A 17,342-nucleotide genomic window follows, 5' to 3' on the forward strand; every position below is an offset into this window, starting at 1 on the left:
CCCTCGGAGATACTGCCATGCAAATCTATCTATCACGCCCCCTGATCTGGCTGGCGCTGCTTGGCCTGCTGTTGAGCGGCTGCGCTGTCACTGACGTGCATCGCAGCGACCCCATCAGCCGACAAGCCAGCTGGGCCCTGCTGCCCCTCGCCAATCACTCTGAAACACCGCTCGCCGGGCATAAGGCGGAAGCCAGTCTGGTCACACTGCTACAGCAACGTGGCATTCAATCGCTCCGCCAAGCGCCGCGATCAAGCGCCCTGGATTTGCTCAGCCTACCCAGCGACCAGGACTACCAGGCGGCCCTTGCCTGGGCCCAGCAGCAAGGCGTGCGCTACGGCGTGACCGGCTCGGTGGATGAGTGGCAATACAAGTCGGGGCTGGATGGCGAACCGGCGATTGGCATCAGCCTGCGAGTGGTGGATGTGAATAGCGGCGAGATCGTGTGGAGCGCCAGCGGGGCGCGCACTGGCTGGGGATTCAGCAGTACCAGCGGCGTCGCGCAAAAACTCATGGCGGATCTCGTCGATACGCTGCCTTTGCAATAGAGAGGTCTGCCATGGCCACGCACATCGACGAACTGCAACCCGCGCTTGCACCTCGCTGGCTGCGCTATCTGGAAGCCCTCGTCATCACCCTGGCGCTGCCCGTGATTGGCTGGATCATTAACCCAAACGACCCGCTGCTGCTGGGTAGCGGATTGACCTGGCTGCTGGCCATTGCCCCCCTACTGGTGGGGATGCGCTATGGCTTTGCCATGGGCTTTGGCAGTGCGTTGCTCAGCGTTGCCATCATGGGATTGGAAGGGTTCTGGTACCACGGGGATGTACTGGCAGAGCGTGCTCAGCGGCTACCCATTGCCGTTGCGCTCATTCTGGTAGGCATGGTGGCGGGTGAAATGGCGGACGTATGGCGGCGGCGATTGCAGCAAATGGCCATTCTGCACCGTGCCCAATCGACTCGCCTGGAGGAGTTCGTGCGCCACTATCAGCTGCTGCGGGTCTCCCACGATCAGCTAGCCGAACGTCTGGCCGCCAATCCGTTTACCTTGCGAGATGCGCTACGGGCACTGGAAGAGAAATTCCTGTCGCTCTCCTCGCATCAGGATCCCTTGGCGCAGCATGGTGGCGAGCTGCTGAACTTCTTGGCGCTGCACACACGCATCCAGCAAACCGTCCTGCTGCCGGTGAATCAACAGCGGCGGCTGTTACCTCACGCAGCGATCTGGTTTGGGGGCGAAAAGTCCCTGGATTGGCATGACTCGATGCTGGCGGCCTGCCTGGAACAACGCCGCATGATCTGCCTGAAAAGCGCCATGACCCAAGGGTTCAATGTGGATAACGCCCCCCTGCTCGCCGTGGTTCCGCTGATCGATGTCGAAGAGCATATTCACGCGGTGGTGGCAGTGACCTCGATGCCCTTCATCGATTTTCATCGCGGGCATCTACACCTGCTGGCGGTGCTTGGGGCACAGCTTGGAGATATGCTTCACCATACTCAGCACCCTGGCCAAGGAAACAGTGGCGACCAGCATGCCGTGGTCGCTCAGTGGGTACGCCATGCACGAGAGCATCAGCTCACCTCGCTGCTTGTGACCATCGCTTTTGCACAGCCGCTGAACGACTTGCAGATTCAAAGAATCATCGACAGCGTGGTACGCCAACAGCGCGGCCTGGACCGTAGTTGGGTGGTGCATCAGGCAAACCTACCCCCGCGCCTTCATGTACTCCTCCCCTTGACCCAGCCACGCGCCTTTGCCATCTACGCAGAGCGGCTGCAGGAACTCTTTGCCTCGGAGCCTGGCCTTGGCGAAGCCTGTCAGGCCATTCGCCTCGGCTACCAAGTGATTGATGGGCGGCTATCGGCCAAAAAACTCCTCTCGCTTCGCAATCTCCCAGAGGTGTCCCATGCGCCGTCCTGATGCGCCCCCCCATGCCAGTTGGCGCGTGTTGATAAGCCTGTGCTGGCTGGTAGCGGGCTTGGGCATGGAGGGGTGGGTAGCCAACCGCTGGGTGGTGGATAGCTGGGTCGTGGATAGAGGGAGCGCCAGCCTTGGGGCACCCTCGCTGACGCTCCTGGCCGGACACGCGGCAGGAAGCATCTTGCTGGCCGAAGGCCTTCGGCGGGCGCTACCGCTCCACTATCAGCAGCCCGTATTGGGCAGCCTTTTGCTGCTGTTCTTGCTGCTGTTCCTGTTGCCAGGCATTGCCTTGGTAGGGCTACTGCTGGCCGTATTGCCAGCGCTCTACTTCGCGGCACCGGAACGTGACCGCGCTTGGCAAACGCTGGACTTGCCGCCGCTACCCTATCGGCCCCTGACGCCCCCCAGCGCGGATTCGATGGCCATGCGCGAGGGGCTCACCAGCATCCTTAACTTCACTGATAGCCCGGTAGCTCGACAAGAAGCGATTTTGGCCTGCCGCCATTTGCCGCCAAGGCAGGCCATTGGCCTACTGCGTTTAGGGCTGGCAGACCCGACCGATGATGTGCGCTTGCTGGCCTACTCCATGCTGAGCGGCATCGAGCGTGATTTAGACGAGCGTATTCAGCAGCTGACAGCCACCCGTGACCAGCACGGTGACCCACATGGCCATCATGCCGAAGCGCTCGCCATGCTGAACTGGGAGTACGACTACCTGCATCTCGCCCAGGGCAGCACGGCACATTTCTATTTGACCCAGGCACTGAGTGAGATCGACAGCGCCATTCGGCTTGCCAACTCCGCCCATCGCCAGCTGTTACGCGGTCGCTTGTGCTTGGCACTGAAAGCGTTCGACAGCGCAGAAGCCGCGTTTACGCAGTGCGCATTGCTAGGCATGGAGGAGGATGACCTGGCCTCTTACCGCGCTGAGCTGGCCTTCCAGACACGGCGTTATCACGACATGCAGGCGCAGCTTGCCCGGCTGAGCCCTGGCGCCGCCCAACACCCTGTGCTGCACCCCTTGATGGAGTATTGGCGATGACATGGCCCACGTTGGGTAAACGCGATATACCGGCAGATGTCATTTTACTGCTCGAGGGCACGTACCCCATGGTGCGGGGCGGCGTCAGTGCCTGGGTGGATCAGCTGATTCGAGGGCTGCCCCACCTGCGCTTTGCCTTGGTCTTCTTGGGTGGTCGCCCTGATCACTACCAAGGCATTTTGTTTGAGCGGCCCGCAAACGTCGTGCATCTGGAGTGCCACTATTTGATGGACGACCTGCCTTCGTTATCGGTCATCAAAGCGCGTCAAGGCAAAGCCAGTACGTTCAACACCGTGCGTGAACTGCACGACAACCTGCGCAACCCCGAGCAGCAGGACCCGCTACGCGCCCTGTGTGATGTAGCGCAAATGATTGGCCAGCGGGGCGGCTTGAGCCGGGAGGATTTTCTGCATAGCCAGGCGGCTTGGCAGCAAATCGTTGACCACTACCTCACCCACGTCACCGAGCCCTCCTTCATCGACTACTTCTGGTCAGTGCGCAATATCCATGCGCCACTGTTTTTGCTGGCCAGCATTGCGCAAGGGCTGCCTAAAGGGCGCTGCCTACATGCCATATCCACCGGTTACGCGGGGTTTCTCGGTGCACTGGCGCACCATATTCATCACCTCCCCTTCGCGATTACCGAACATGGCATTTACACCAAGGAGCGACAAATCGATCTACTGGAAGCGAAGTGGATCAAAACCTCCACCGACGCGCTTTCACACGGTTTTCAGATCGATACGGGCTACCTTCGCCAGATGTGGATTCGCTTTTTCCAGGGCCTTGGCCGCATGAGCTATGCCAGCGCCTCGCACATTACCACGCTACACGAAGGCAACCGCCTACGGCAGATACAGGACGGTGCCGAGAAGGCGCGCACGCGAATTATTCCCAACGGTATTCAAATAGAGCGCTTCGCCCCGCTACGCAGCGCGACCGCCAACAATCAGCAACCGATTGTGGCGCTACTGGGGCGCGTGACGCCTATCAAGGATATCAAGACCTTCATTCGCGCGATGCGCCAGCTCATCAGCCAAGTCCCTGATACCCAAGGCTGGATTGTCGGGCCCGACAGTGAAGATCCTGCCTATGCCCAGGAGTGCCGCGATTTGGTCCAGCAACTAGGGGTAGAGAAGCAGGTGCGGTTTCTCGGCTTCCAACGTACCGAGGAGATACTGGCCCAGGTGCGCTTGGTGGTGCTGACCTCCATCAGCGAAGCCCAGCCGCTGGTGGTATTGGAAGCCATGGCGGCGGGCATACCGGTGGTGTGCAGCGATGTCGGTGCCTGCCGCGAGCTGGTGACCGGCGACGCGACACGCCAACAGGCGGCGGGGCAGATCGTGCCCATCGCCAATCCCATGGCCACTGCCCATGCCATGGAGCAACTGCTGACGCAGCCCGCTAGATGGCTGGACGCTCGCGCGGCGGGCATAGCCCGCGTAGAGGCCGACTACACAGACGCCTTGATGATGACGCGCTATCAGCAGCTGTATGACGAGGTCATGACGCCCACCGCCATTCCGATGTCGGCAGCGGCTCGCTTGTTCACCGCGCTGGGCAGGCGCCAATAGCTATTGGAGGAGGGGTCATGGCGGGCATTGGTTTCGAACTTCGGCGGTTACTGCGCCAGGACAGTTACGTCAGCCTGCTGCGTGCGTATGGCTACGCAGGCTTGATCAGCTCTGGCCCTTGGGTGCTGTCGATACTGGCAGTGATGGCACTAGGGGTATTGTCGACGGCGGCAAGCCCTGGCGGCAGTGCCCATGTGACGGAGTTTTTGGTCTCGGTCACTTGGCTCGTGGCCAGCTCACTGCTGCTGACGTCACTGGTGCAGCTGCTGTTTACCCGCTTTGTGGCCGACCGACTGTTTGAAAAACGCGACAGCGCGATTCTGCCCAATCTGTTTGGCCTGCTCACGCTGGTGGTGCTCGTTGCGGCCAGCGTCGGGGCAAGCCTTCTATGGTTCACCTTTCAAGGCACGCCATGGCTCTATCAGCTTGAAATGCTGATCAGCTTCATCGTGCTGAGCATGATCTGGTGCGTCACGGTGTTCGTTGCCGGCGTAAAAGCGTATCGCCAGGTCTTGTGGGCCTTTGCGTTTGGCTACGGCGCCACCTTTGTGGGCGGCATGCTGCTGAGCAGTTACGGGTTGGTCGGGCTATTAGGAGGCTTTGTGCTGGGTCAGAGCCTGCTGCTCTTTACGCTGCTGGCGATGGTGATTCGCCACTATCCCAGCGATCGGCTATGGGCCTTTGACCTGCACCGGGCTGGACAGTGTCATCGGGCGCTGATGGCGATTGGCTTGTTTTATCAGCTCGGTATCTGGGCAGATAAGCTCGTCTTCTGGTTTCATCCTGGCACCTCGGAAACCATTATTGGCCCGCTGCGCGCCTCACCCATTTACGACTTGCCCATTTTTCTGGCTTACCTCTCCATCGTACCGGGCATGGCCGTGTTCATCATGCGTATGGAAACGGATTTTGCAGAGCGCTGCCAGACCTACTACGACGCCATACGCCAAGGCGATACGCTGCTGCACATTGAAGATCTGCGCGGCGAGATGGTGGCCAGTGTTCGGCATGGCATTTACGACATCTTCAAGGTGCAGGGCATGACGGTCATGGCCCTGCTACTCAGTGGGCCAACCCTGTTTACCTGGCTCGGCTTCTCCCACTGGTACCTGCCGCTATTCAACATCGACATCGTGGCGGTCGCCATACAAGTGCTGCTGATGGCCATCTTGAACGTGCTGTTTTATCTCGACCGCCTGAAGCCTGCGCTTTGGCTGTGCCTGCTGTTCTTCATCGCCAACGTGCTACTCACTCTGCTCAGCCAGATGCTGGGCCCAGTGTTTTACGGCTATGGCTATGCGCTGTCGCTGCTGTTTACGTCGCTGGTGGGGCTCGCGGTACTCGATCATGAGTTTGAGCAACTCACCTTCCAGACCTTCATGCTTCAGCCCCATCGGTAAGCAGCCAGAGCATAAAGAGAGTGAGTGCCCACTATCAGGAAGGCCTCGGGATCAGCTGCTCGATGCCCGTCAAGGTACGTGCGAGCGCCCCGCGCTGGGCTTGAATGACCGCCTTGCCCGCTTGGCCCGCCTGTTGGGCACGGGCCGGGTGGGCAAAGGCATCTACCAGCGCACTGGCGAGCGCATCGTGGGAAGCGACCACCGTCAGTGCCTTGGCCGCCAAGAGCGGCTCGGCAACATCGCTGAAGTTCTCCAGCGACGGACCACACAGCACGGGCTTACCCAGCGCAGCAGGTTCCAACACGTTGTGCCCGCCCAGTGGCACCAGACTCCCCCCCACATAGGCGACGCTGCCCGCAGCATACAGCGTCGCCAGCTCGCCCAGCGTATCCCCCAGGTAGACCTGGGTGGCGGGCGTGACGGGCTGTTGCTGGCTTCGACGACTGACCTTGAACCCTTCACGCTCACACTGGGCCGCCACTTCATCAAACCGCTGTGGATGCCTGGGCACCAGCACTAACAGCGCCGCGGGGAAGCGCGAAAGCAATTGGCGATGGGCAGCCAGCAGCAGCGCTTCTTCCCCGTCTCGGGTAGAGCCCGCGACCCACACGGGACGCTGACCCCACACATTAAGTAAGTACTCACTCTCTTCCAATAGCCTTTCAGGAAAGGCTTGTTCGAACTTCAGTGACCCCACCACGGTGGTGGATTCAGCCGCACAGCCCAGCGCGTGAAAACGCTCGGCGTCCTCTGGCGACTTGGCAGCCAGCCACGTCACGTTGGCCAAGGCCCCCTGCATCAGCGGGCGCAAACGCTGGTAGCGGCCAAACGCGCGGGGCGATAGTCGGCCGTTCACTACGGCAACGGGCACCGCCTGCCGATGGCAGGCGTGAAGCAGGTTCGGCCACAGCTCGGTTTCAAACAGGATGGCAAGGTCCGGCTGTACGCGAGCCACAAAACGCCTGGCCGCGCCGGGAAAATCCAACGGCAAAAAACGGTGGGCAAGGCGCGTCTGGTCGGCAGTCTCCTGTTCTGCTATCAACGCCTGTGCCTGTCTGGCGCCGGTAGCCGTCATGGTGGTCAGCAGCAGGCTGTGGTGAGGAAAGCGCGCCAGCAGCCCTTCGATCAGCGGGCGTGCGGCGCGCACTTCCCCCACGGAAGCGCAGTGCAGCCAAAGGCGCGGCGCGGGCGGCAGAGGTTCAAGACGCAGTCCCAGCCGCTGGAGTCGTGAGCAAGTGGGGACTTGCTCACGCCAGATGCGCCAGCCAATCAAGGGCGCCAGCCCATACAGCACAGCCGAATAGGCCAGCCGTGGCCAGCGGGGGGCAGTCATCAACTTTCGCGATCCAGAATCGAGCTGATCATTGCCGTGGTGGAAACACCATCCTCGAAGCCCAGCACCTTGACTTCGCCACCGTTGGCAATCACGGCGCTGCCGCCAGCAATGTCTTCGGGGCGGTAGTCGCCGCCTTTGACCAGAATATCCGGCAGTACTTGCTCGATCAGGGCGGCAGGCGTGTCGTCACTGAACGGCACCACCCAATCCACCGCGCCGAGCCCCGCCAGCACCTGCATCCGTCGGTTCAACGGGTTGATGGGGCGCTTCGGCCCTTTCAACCGGCCAATGGACGCATCATCGTTCACCGCCACGACCAGCCGGTCACCCAGGCGCTTGGCCTGTTCCAGGTAGGCCACATGGCCTGCGTGGAGAATATCGAAGCAGCCATTGGTCATCACCACCCGCTCACCGCGCAGCTGCGCAGCGCGAACGGCATCGACCAGAGGCGCTGGCTCGATCACGCCGAACTCGGCCAGCTTGTCGCCATGCAGCGCGGTGTAAAGCTCGGCAATGGAGAGCGTGGCGGTACCCGGCTTGGCCACCACCAGGCCCGCGCCCAAGTTGGCCAGCATCATGGCTTCCGGCAGCGCATGGTTAGCGGCCAGGGCCAGGCCCATCAGGCCAATCACGGTATCGCCAGCCCCCGTGACATCGAACACTTCCTGGGCACGGGTGGGCAGGTGCAGCGGTGCGTGGCCTTCACGGATCAGCGTCATGCCCTTCTCGCTGCGGGTAATCAGCAGCGCTTCCAGTGCCAGCTCGGCACGCAGCGCTTCGCCACGCTCGGCCAGGATAGCGTCGGTGGCGCAGGGGCCCGCCACGGCCTCGAACTCGGCCAGGTTAGGAGTGATCAGGCTGGCTCCCCGGTACTTGGTGAAATCCTGACCCTTGGGGTCGATCAGTACCCGCTTGCCGTGCTGGCGAGCCATCTCGATCAGCCGCTCGACCTGATTCAACGTGCCCTTGCCGTAATCCGACAGGATCACCACGTCGCATTCGGGCAGCGCCTGTTCCACTTGTGCCAGCAGGGCGCTGGTGTCCACGCTATCGAGGCGCTGCTCGAAATCCAGGCGCAGCAGCTGCTGGTTACGGCTCATCACACGCAGCTTGGTAATCGTTGGGACATCAGGGCTGCGCTGGAAGTAAGTGCTTACATTGGCTGCCGCCAGGCGCTTCGTGAGCAGCTCGGCATTGTCATCCTCTCCCACCAGGCCCGCCAGCGCGGCGTGCCCACCCAATGACGCCACGTTGAGCGCCACATTGGCCGCGCCGCCGGGGCGGTCATCGGCATCTTCCACGCGTACCACGGGCACCGGCGCTTCCGGTGAGATACGCGAGGTGCCGCCATGCCAGTAGCGGTCGAGCATGACATCCCCGACCACCAGTACGCGGGCATGTTCCAGGGCGGTTAGATCAACTTTCATCCGAGAGTCCTGTTGTGGTGTGCGCTGCGCTATGCGCCAGCAGCGCGTCTAACTTGGCAATGACGTCGTCCGCCTTGATCAGGTCCATGGCATCGGCATGCCGCACCCGCTGCCCCCAGCTCACTTCGTCCACCGATTTATGCAGATAGGTGCGTACCGCATCGGGATACGCATTGACGGCAAAATCGCGCCACAGATAGGGCGCAGCCCGCTGGGGGTTGGTGGTGGCATAGAGGCCAAGCGTCGGCGTACCCATGGCATTGCCCATATGCGCAGGACCCGTATCCGGGGCAATCACCGCGCGAGCGTTATCGATCAGCGCCAGCACGCCCTTCAGCGAGGTGCCGCCGATGGCATTGATGACGCTCCCCGGCTGGCAGAGCGCCTCGATATGGTCGCCCATTTCACGCTCCAGGGGGCTACCGCCCCCCGTGAGCACGCTCTTGAGACCATGCTGTACCCAGGCGTGTTCAATCACGCTGGCATACCCTTCCACGGACCAGTTGCGAAAATTGCGCAAGCGCGCATTGCTACAGGGGTTGATCACCAAATAAGGCGTGTCGCCACTGATTGCCCGGGCTTCCTCGTAGGCAACGGCAGGCACCGCGAGATTCCACTCCAGACGCTCGTCTTCGACGCCCAGCAGACGCGCAAAATCCATGAACGACTCCAGCACATGGGCGTTCTCGTGGGGGGCTAGCTGGTGCTGGGTGAACCAGTGCTGGGCGTCCTTGGCACGGGCCTTGTCATACCCTACCCGGACGCTGGCTTTGAGACCGAGCGAGAGCACACTGGCACGAATGGCCTGCTGCATATGCAGCAGCACGTCGAAGCGGGTATCGGCCAGCTCACGCCAGATGGCCCGCATGCCGGCAAGCCCGGTCGCTTTGTCGTACACGACGAACTCGACCCCGGAAAGCCCGGCCAGTAAACTGTGCTCCCCCTTGCCGATAATCCAGGTAATGCGCGCATGCGGCCACTGGCGCTGCAACGCTCGCACCGTGGGCACGAGATTGCACACGTCTCCCAACGCGGAGAGGCGCAAAATGGCAATATGGTTTGGTTGAGCAGGCAGAGAGGGCTTCATGCGCTTAGCGGCACTCCAGCAGAAAAATGGGCTGATTTTACATGATGCAGACAGTTTAAGTGACGCCTGCGCATCACACCAACTGTCCTCCCCGACTCACCCACTGAGCACGGCGCTGTTCGAGGCAGATTACTGGCAATCGCGAGGCCTGGTAGTCGGCGAAGCACCCGGCCGTGGCAGCAGCCTGTTCCTGCAAGCATGCGACCATGAGCAGTGGGTGCTGCGCCCTTACCAGCGCGGCGGGCTCATCGCCAAGGTCAACAAGCAGCGCTATGTCTGGCTGGGGGCAGAGCGCACACGAGCGTTTCGTGAAGTGCGCTTGACCGCCTCGCTGTATGAGCAAGGGCTTCCCGTGCCTCGCCCAGTGGCCTGCTGCGTCACTCGGTTCGGTTTGACCTATGAGGCGGCTCTGCTGACCGTACGCATCCCGGGCGCCCGAGCGCTCGCCTCCTTACTGAGCGCCGAAGAGGCAGACGAGGCGCTGTTGATGCGCGTAGGCGCCATGATCAAGCGGTTTCACCAGGCAGGGCTTGATCATGTGGATCTCAACGCCCGCAATATTCTGGTGGATGAGGCAGGCAAGCCCTGGCTCATCGATCTCGACCGCTGCCGACTGCGCCCGCCGGGCAAATGGCAAGCGGGCAACTTGCAGCGGCTGGAACGGTCTGTGGTGAAGTTTGCCAGTGCACGCCCGCACACTCACATCGTGGCGGGCTATCTGGCGGGCTCTCACTCGGGCAGTTGATATTCGCGCAGCAGTTTTTTCGCGTGCACGTCGAGCGCCATATGCGCGACCACCCATCGACGCGCCTCTTCACCCAGCACCCGTCTGGTCTCCGGCGCATCGATCAGTTCTTTCAGGGCAATGGACCACTCTTCAGCCGATAGCGGGTCGGCCAGGCGACCTCTTTGCTGGTCTATCAATTCGGGGATAGCACCGCTATTGGCCCCCACGACAGCACATTGGGCAGCCATGGCCTCGATGACGGTCAGCCCAAAGGCTTCATTACGCGAAGGGATACACGCGATATCGATGGCCTGGAGCAGCGCGGGTAAGTCCTGGCGAAATCCGAGAAAGTGGACGCGCTCTTGCAAACCAAGCGCTGCGACCTTTTGCTTGATCGCCGCTACAAATGATTCGTCAGCCCCTTCATCGGCAGTGACACCGCCAATGATCAAGCCATACCACAACGCTTGGCGATCCAACGATGCCAATGCCTCCAGCCACACCTCATGCCCTTTGCCGGGCGTCAGCCGTCCTGGCAGTGCAATCAAACACCCGCCCTCAGGAAGGCCGAGCGCTGATTTGGCGTGCACCGCCCCTTGGTAGGCATCCACGTTCACGCCCAGCCCAAGGCAGTGAAGGCGCGCCTCCGAGACGGGCAATGCCTGCTTGTTGCGTCGATAGGTCGCCTGACTGATCGAAAAGACTTTTGTTACCCGCGAATAGGCCAAACGGTGATACACACCTTTCTTGGGGCGCGTCACTCCCATATGCTCGGTAAAAAACAGCTTCAAGCGAGGACGAAAGAGACTGAGCAGTGCCGCAACACGCAGGTCACTCGACTTATGGCAGTGCACGATATCGATACGATGCCGGTCTATATAACCCAGCAACGCAGGTAGCGAAAGGAGTGCTCGAGCGGTACTCGGCACCGTGAACACGCTTGCTCCTGCGCCCTCCATACTGCTGGCGACACGCGACCCGGCGATGGCAAGGCCATGGTTCACCACCCCCAGGCGCTGCAATTCAGGCATAATGCGCGACGGGTACATCTCCAGTCCGCCCCACCCTTTCGACATACAGACCTGCATAATATGGTGAGCCACTGATACCTCTCTGCCATGACGTTGACACGGTTGACCATTATCACCCCAGGAGCCTTCATGAATCATCCCCAGACTGCGCAACCTCGCATTTTAGTGGTCCGCAACGACAAGATTGGAGATTTCATGCTGGCCTGGCCCGCCCTGGCCTGCTTGAAACAGGCATCGCCTGCGCCCCACGTTACGGTGCTGGTGCCCGCTTATACGGCCCCGTTAGCCAACGCGTGCCCATGGGTCGATGAGGTCATTATCGACCCCGGTAGCCAGGCCGATAAAGCGGCGCAGCAAGCGCTATTGTTTCACGTGAAACAATCGAAATTCGATGCCCTGCTAACGCTGTTCTCGACGCCACGCATTGGTTGGCTTGGCATGAGAGCAGGCATTGCACTGCGTGTTGCCCCCGCGACCAAGTGGGCGCAGGTGTTCTATAACGTGCGGGTACGCCAACGCCGCTCGCAGTCAGCAAAGCCGGAGTACCAGTACAACGTCGATCTGGCCTGTGAGCTGCTGGCACGCCTTTCGCTGAAACTCTCTACCCTGCCTTCACCACCCTTCTGGCCGCTGGATGACGCACAGCGTCATGCACAACGCCAAGCGTTGATAAACGATACGTCAGAGCGCGTGGTGGTAGTTCATCCTGGCAGTGGCGGCTCGGCGGTGAATCTATCGGTGACGCAGTACGCCGAGTTGATCACTCACGTTCACCAGCAGTGCCAGCACTTGCCACTACGCTGGCTGATCAGCGCTGGCCCTAGTGAGCAGCCTCAGGCACAAGAGTTGAGGGAGCAGCTAGCCAAACAGGGTGTTGAAGCAGACCACTTCCCCGACACCGCAGGTGTCGATGACTTTGCCCTGCAGCTTGGCGGAGCGGAGATGCTGATTGCTGGCTCGACCGGCCCGCTGCATATTGCAGGCTGCCTGGACATCGCCACGGCGGGCTTTTATCCGGCCAAGCGCTCAGCCACGCCGCTGCGCTGGCAAACTTGCAACCGGGCGGAAAAGCGTCTGGCGTTTAGCCCGCCTTCAGGCGCTGACACACAGGACATGACTGCCATCGATCTCGACGCGGCAGCCCACCAGATCTCAGCGCTGCTTCTCGGCGGTTTGGGTACGCACCCATAGATCAGCGTACTTGGCGAACGTGGAATGCGCAGAGAGCAGAGCCAGCAGCAGCCCCTGCTTGCCATCCTTGAACCCGGCTTTGAGCACGTACATCTTGAGAAAGCAGGCCAGACCATGGCGAATGCCTTGCCATAGCGTGGCCGTTTTGCCCTGCGCAGCCCGCTGCTCTGCCCAGGCCTGGGCATAGTGGGCGGATTTCTCCAGATAGTGGCGCAGATCGCGGTAGGTGTAGTGAAGCAGGTCGCCGGATAACGGCTTTTCGGCAAGGCCTGCGTCGACGACCAGCTTCTCGTGCACCAACGCGGCGTTATACCCTGCCTGACCTTTCGGGTAGAGACGCAGCACTCGGTCTGGGTACCAGCCCGAGTGGCGAATGAAACGGCCAAAACACCAGGAGAGCCGACTCACGCTATAGGCAGCAGGCGGCTGCTGAACGGCGGCCTGAATGCTGTCACGCAATTCAGGGGTCACGCGCTCATCGGCGTCGACCATCAAAATCCAGTCACTGCTTACCAGGGCTTCTGCTCGCTGGCGCTGAATGCCAAACCCCTGCCAGTCGGCATTCACATGGACCTTATCCGTGAACGCGCGGGCAATCTCGCAGGTAGCATCCTGGCTGCCCGCATCCAGCACGACGATTTCATCGGCCCAAGTGAGCGTTTCCAGGCATTCACGCAAATGGTGGGCTTCGTTTTTGACGATCAACACAGCAGCAATAGTCACAGTTCACCTATCCCAGCGAATTTATATCAACGAATCTATAACAACGAGATGAGCGATCCATTCGCTCATGCTTCATGACCAGTTTCGTTGCATGCTACCACGACCATGAACGTCGAGATTTGGTAAGCTAACAGGCTCATTCAGCAAGCGACGAAAAGGGACATGGCATGCTCGCTTCCAAGTCACCCCCCCTGACTCCCTGGCTACCGCTGGTCGTGATTGGCGCGAGCCTGGGCTATGCCGTTACTGTCTTGACGCGCTTGCCCTGGTGGACGCTTTTCATCACCGCCACCGTGTGGATGCTGGTAGGCCTCAAGCTGCGCTGGGGTGCTCCCTTGAATGCCCGCTACCGCCCCGTCTGGCCATGGTCGCTGCTACCGCTGAGCCTGTTTGGCATTTACGTCTACCTGGTCGACAGCTTTGGCAGTGTGGACCTGGGCGCGGTATTTTTCCATCTGCAAGCGGGCATGGCCGACCATGGCGGTGGCGGCAAAATGGTCATGGCAGTGGTGTATACGCTGGTCGTGCTCGCCATGCTGATCTCCGTCATCTCTATCGCACGCCACGACCAGCGTTGGCGTCTGACCGAACGCTTTTTTGCCATTGCCTTGTTAGCCGGGAACCCGCTGCTGTATGGGCTGGGGCAACGCAGTGCCGCCATCGTGACCGATGACGGGGCCTGGCTGGATCGGCGCTACGTTCAGCCACCGCTGGAAGACCAGCCCAATGCACCTAACTTGCTGCTCCTCTACCTGGAAAGCCTCGAGCGTACCTATCGTCACGACATATTCGGCAACGCCTACGATGACCTGGATGTGCTGGGTGAGCGTGGCATCGTCTTCGAAGGTGTGCAGCAAATGGACAACACCGGCTGGACCATGGCCGGGATGATCGCCAGCCAGTGCGGCGTTCCCCTGATGCCTGCTGGCCTGTTGCATGACAGCCAGTTCGAACCCCTTTCCCAGGTCGTGCCTGGCGTAGACTGCCTGGGTGACATTCTGGCAGGTCAAGGTTATCGGCTCAGCTATCTGGGTGGCGCCAGCACGCAGTTTGCGGGGAAAGGTCTCTTTTACCGAGGGCATCAGTTCGACACGGTCAAGGGCAAGGAGGATTTCATCACGGACATGGAGAACCCCGAGTATCTCAATAGCTGGGGCCTCTATGACGATACCCTCTACGACTTCACCGTCGACGAAATACGCCGCTTGAACCGTGAAGACGATGGCCCCTGGGCAGTGGTCAACCTGAGCATCGCGGGCCATGCCCCCAGCGGCTTTCCCGCCCAGCGTTGCATTGACCGTCAAGGGGCCTTCGATGGCCAGGACATTCTTTACTCAGTGGAGTGTTCGGCCTGGCTGGCCCGCGATCTGATCGAACGGCTGGAAGCAGAAAACCTGCTGGAGAATACGCTGGTGGTGGTGCTCAGCGACCACCTGACCATGCGCGTGTCGGTATGGGACCAACTGACGGTGCTGGATCGCGACAATACCATGATCATGCTGGGCGACAGGGTGACTCCCCAGCGGATACGCCGCGAAGCCACCATGCTGGATGTGTTTCCCACCATACTGGACGCCATGGGATTACCGCTACACGAAGGCCGAGCAGGCCTTGGCACCTCCCTGCTGGGCCGCCGTCCTACCTTGGCGGAAAACCACGGGCTGAATACGCTCAATGCCCGTCTGCGCGAAGAAACAGCGCTTCAGCATCGCCTATGGGAAGGCCTCGCCCCCCAGCGCAGAGAGCCTGAGGAGAGCTCCTCGGCGCAAGTCATGGAGACCCCGGCCGATCAAGCCGAGGAAGTCGAGATCCTGCACTGACAGCGCCTTCGTCAGCCCCTCACGGCAGGTCGGCGCAGATCGACTGATAGACGCGCTCGACGGGCAAATCGTTGAGACAGTTGGTATGCCCCAGCGGGCACACTCGCGCGAAGCATGGCGAGCAGGAGAGCCCCAGGTAGTGAATGGACGCCTGTTCGGTGAGAGGCGGCGTATAGGCAGGAGACGACGAACCATATAGCGCCTGAATACGCACTCCAACCGCTGCCGCCACGTGCATCAGGCCAGAGTCATTGGTGACCACCTGACGGCAGTCGGCCAACAGATCGACGGCGTCGGCCAGCTGGGTTTTCCCGCACAGGTTGTGTGCATGCGACAGCCCCTTCACGATCGCCTGCCCCGCCTCACGGTCTTTTGCTCCCCCCAGCACGCGCACCTCAAAGCCGTCTTTGACCAGTTTTGCCGCCAACTGATGAAAATAGGCCAATGGCCATTGCTTGGCCGGCCCATACTCAGCGCCTGGCATCATGCCGATTGCGGGGCGGGAAGAGAGCGCGTGGCTCAACCGCAGATTCACCAGATTGTCACGGTCAATGGTGAGCCTGGGCTTGGGAATGGCAAACTGGCCAGTTTGCGCTTCAGAGGCAGGAAGCCCCAGAGAGACAAAGCGCTTGACGGTCTGATCCAGCACCTGTTTATCCAGCTTGCGGCGCTCTTTCAGCAGCCCGTAGCGGTGCTCCCCCAGGAACCCTACCCGCTCAGGGATCCGTGCCATGAAAGGCACCAGCGCCGCCTTCCAGGAGCGCGGCAGCACAATGGCGCGGTCGAAGCGGCCCCGCAACCGAGCGGCCAGCTCCCGCCGACTCGCCAGGCCAAATTCACCATGGCCGACCTCCAGTGGCAACACCTCATCGACTTCGGGCATGCGCTCGAGAATCGGCTGCGACCAGGCCGGGGCCACCACGCCCAGCGTGGCCCCTGGGGTGCGCGCCTTCAAGGTCATGAACAGGCTTTGCGCCATGACCATATCGCCGACCCAGGAAGGGCCGACCACCAGCAGACGCTTGGCAGAGTCAGCCATTCAGCCACTCCAGATAGGCCTTGACCCCCTGAGCCACCGTCTTGAACTCGACATCACATCCCGCTGCACGCAGGTGGCCGATGTCCGCACGGGTATAGCTCTGGTAGCGCCCCTTCAGCTCCTGGGGGAACGGGATATAGTCGATTTCGCCCTGACCATAGAAATCGATCACCGCTTCACCAATCGCCTTGAAAGGTTCGGCACGGCCCGTACCCAGGTTGAAGATGCCCGACGCGCTGGGGTTGTCCAGGAACCAGAGGTTCACGTCGACCACATCGCCGACGTAGACAAAATCGCGACTCTGCATGCCCGCCTCATAGCCGCCGTAGGCACCGAACAGTTTCAGCGTTTCGCCGTTACGGATCTGGAGATGGTTGTGGTACGCCACGCTCGCCATCTTGCCCTTGTGCTGCTCTCGAGGGCCGTAGACGTTGAAATAACGGAAACCTACCACTTGGGTAGTCAGCTCGTTCCAGCGCGAACGCACGTGCTGATCGAACAGCAGTTTGGAGTAGCCATAGACGTTGAGCGGTTTCTCGTGCTCAGGGGCTTCCTTGAACACGTCGCTGCCGCCGTAGGTGGCCGCTGACGAGGCGTACAGAAACGGAATGCCCAGCTTCTCGCAGTAGTTGAGCAGCACCTTGGAGTACTCGAAGTTGTTCTCCATCATGTAGTGGCCGTCCCACTCCGTGGTATCCGAGCAGGCACCCTCATGGAAAATCGCATCGATGGTCGGCAGGTCCACCGTTTCACCGCGCAGCGCGGCTTTCACCCGGGCAATGAAATCATCCTTGTCCAGGTAGTCGGCGAGCGTGCAGTCCGCCAGGTTGACGAATTTGGTGCCATCGCGCAGGTCGTCGACCACCATCACATCGTCACGGCCACGAGCATTTAGCGCTTTGACAATATTGGCGCCGATAAACCCGGCGCCGCCTGTTACCACGATCATCTCGTTCTCCTTATCAAAAGCGGCTGTTTTGCTAACGTGCCTATAACCCATCTGCCTGTAATTGTATACTTGACG

The 17,342-nt window shown here is 60.9% G+C and carries 15 protein-coding genes; 8 read left to right on the forward strand and 7 right to left on the reverse strand.

Annotated elements, in window-relative coordinates; genetic code table 11:
* Nucleotides 1-17: 17 nt before the first annotated feature.
* Genes IE091_RS10730 through pelG form a run of 5 tightly spaced genes read left to right on the forward strand, consistent with a single transcriptional unit; the run spans nt 18 to nt 5,937 of the window.
* Complete coding sequence (locus IE091_RS10730) at nt 18-548, forward strand: hypothetical protein (protein WP_189463634.1); 531 nt, start codon at nt 18-20, stop codon at nt 546-548.
* Nucleotides 549-559: 11 nt separating this feature from the next.
* A complete protein-coding gene (locus tag IE091_RS10735; protein WP_189463635.1) occupies nt 560-1,921 on the forward strand; it encodes a PelD GGDEF domain-containing protein in 1,362 nt (453 codons plus the stop codon).
* Complete coding sequence (locus IE091_RS10740; protein ID WP_189463636.1) at nt 1,908-2,963, forward strand: HEAT repeat domain-containing protein; 1,056 nt, start codon at nt 1,908-1,910, stop codon at nt 2,961-2,963. Before IE091_RS10735 ends, IE091_RS10740 begins: the two co-directional genes overlap by 14 nt.
* On the forward strand, nt 2,960-4,537 hold the full coding sequence (gene pelF, locus IE091_RS10745) for a GT4 family glycosyltransferase PelF (protein ID WP_189463637.1): 1,578 nt from the start codon (nt 2,960-2,962) through the stop codon (nt 4,535-4,537). The genes IE091_RS10740 and pelF overlap by 4 nt, the downstream gene beginning before the upstream one ends.
* Nucleotides 4,538-4,554: 17 nt before the next feature.
* Nucleotides 4,555-5,937: an exopolysaccharide Pel transporter PelG gene (gene pelG, locus IE091_RS10750; protein WP_189463638.1), complete on the forward strand. Its 1,383-nt coding sequence runs from the start codon at nt 4,555-4,557 to the stop codon at nt 5,935-5,937.
* Nucleotides 5,938-5,971: 34 nt separating this feature from the next.
* Here pelG and waaA read toward each other — a convergent pair whose 3' ends face one another.
* Genes waaA through IE091_RS10765 form a run of 3 tightly spaced genes read right to left on the reverse strand, consistent with a single transcriptional unit; the run spans nt 5,972 to nt 9,787 of the window.
* A complete protein-coding gene (gene waaA, locus IE091_RS10755) occupies nt 5,972-7,270 on the reverse strand; it encodes a lipid IV(A) 3-deoxy-D-manno-octulosonic acid transferase (protein ID WP_189463639.1) in 1,299 nt (432 codons plus the stop codon).
* The gene (gene hldE / locus IE091_RS10760) at nt 7,270-8,700 is read right to left on the reverse strand and encodes a bifunctional D-glycero-beta-D-manno-heptose-7-phosphate kinase/D-glycero-beta-D-manno-heptose 1-phosphate adenylyltransferase HldE (protein WP_039179146.1); all 1,431 of its coding nucleotides are present in this window, start codon (nt 8,698-8,700) and stop codon (nt 7,270-7,272) included. Before hldE ends, waaA begins: the two co-directional genes overlap by 1 nt.
* Nucleotides 8,690-9,787, reverse strand: a complete 1,098-nt coding sequence (locus IE091_RS10765; protein ID WP_039179142.1) for a glycosyltransferase family 9 protein — start codon at nt 9,785-9,787, stop codon at nt 8,690-8,692. The genes hldE and IE091_RS10765 overlap by 11 nt, the downstream gene beginning before the upstream one ends.
* Between IE091_RS10765 and IE091_RS10770 the strand changes: the two genes are divergently transcribed.
* On the forward strand, nt 9,786-10,532 hold the full coding sequence (locus IE091_RS10770; protein ID WP_039179139.1) for a 3-deoxy-D-manno-octulosonic acid kinase: 747 nt from the start codon (nt 9,786-9,788) through the stop codon (nt 10,530-10,532). The genes IE091_RS10765 and IE091_RS10770 overlap by 2 nt on opposite strands.
* Here IE091_RS10770 and IE091_RS10775 read toward each other — a convergent pair.
* Nucleotides 10,517-11,590, reverse strand: coding sequence for a glycosyltransferase family 4 protein (locus IE091_RS10775; protein WP_189463640.1), 1,074 nt, complete (start codon nt 11,588-11,590; stop codon nt 10,517-10,519). The genes IE091_RS10770 and IE091_RS10775 overlap by 16 nt on opposite strands.
* A gap of 84 nt (nt 11,591-11,674) precedes the next feature.
* On the opposite strand from IE091_RS10775, the gene IE091_RS10780 reads away from it, so the two are divergent.
* Nucleotides 11,675-12,736 (forward strand): glycosyltransferase family 9 protein, encoded by a 1,062-nt coding sequence (locus IE091_RS10780; protein WP_189463641.1) that lies wholly within the window; start codon nt 11,675-11,677, stop codon nt 12,734-12,736.
* On the opposite strand, the gene IE091_RS10785 is transcribed toward IE091_RS10780, so the two are convergent.
* Nucleotides 12,698-13,459 carry a glycosyltransferase family 2 protein gene (locus IE091_RS10785; protein WP_039179131.1) on the reverse strand — a complete coding sequence of 254 codons (762 nt, stop codon included), beginning with the start codon at nt 13,457-13,459 and terminating at the stop codon, nt 12,698-12,700. The genes IE091_RS10780 and IE091_RS10785 overlap by 39 nt on opposite strands.
* Before the next feature lie 167 nt (nt 13,460-13,626).
* Between IE091_RS10785 and IE091_RS10790 the strand changes: the two genes are divergently transcribed.
* Nucleotides 13,627-15,279, forward strand: a complete 1,653-nt coding sequence (locus IE091_RS10790; RefSeq protein WP_189463642.1) for a sulfatase-like hydrolase/transferase — start codon at nt 13,627-13,629, stop codon at nt 15,277-15,279.
* Nucleotides 15,280-15,298: 19 nt separating this feature from the next.
* Here IE091_RS10790 and waaF read toward each other — a convergent pair whose 3' ends face one another.
* Entirely contained in the window at nt 15,299-16,318 is a 1,020-nt protein-coding gene (gene waaF, locus IE091_RS10795) for a lipopolysaccharide heptosyltransferase II (RefSeq protein ID WP_039179124.1), read from the reverse strand.
* Complete coding sequence (rfaD, locus tag IE091_RS10800; RefSeq protein WP_016915616.1) at nt 16,311-17,267, reverse strand: ADP-glyceromanno-heptose 6-epimerase; 957 nt, start codon at nt 17,265-17,267, stop codon at nt 16,311-16,313. The genes waaF and rfaD overlap by 8 nt, the downstream gene beginning before the upstream one ends.
* Nucleotides 17,268-17,342: the final 75 nt, after the last annotated feature.

Source organism: Vreelandella hamiltonii (assembly GCF_014651775.1).
GTDB lineage: Bacteria > Pseudomonadota > Gammaproteobacteria > Pseudomonadales > Halomonadaceae > Vreelandella > Vreelandella hamiltonii.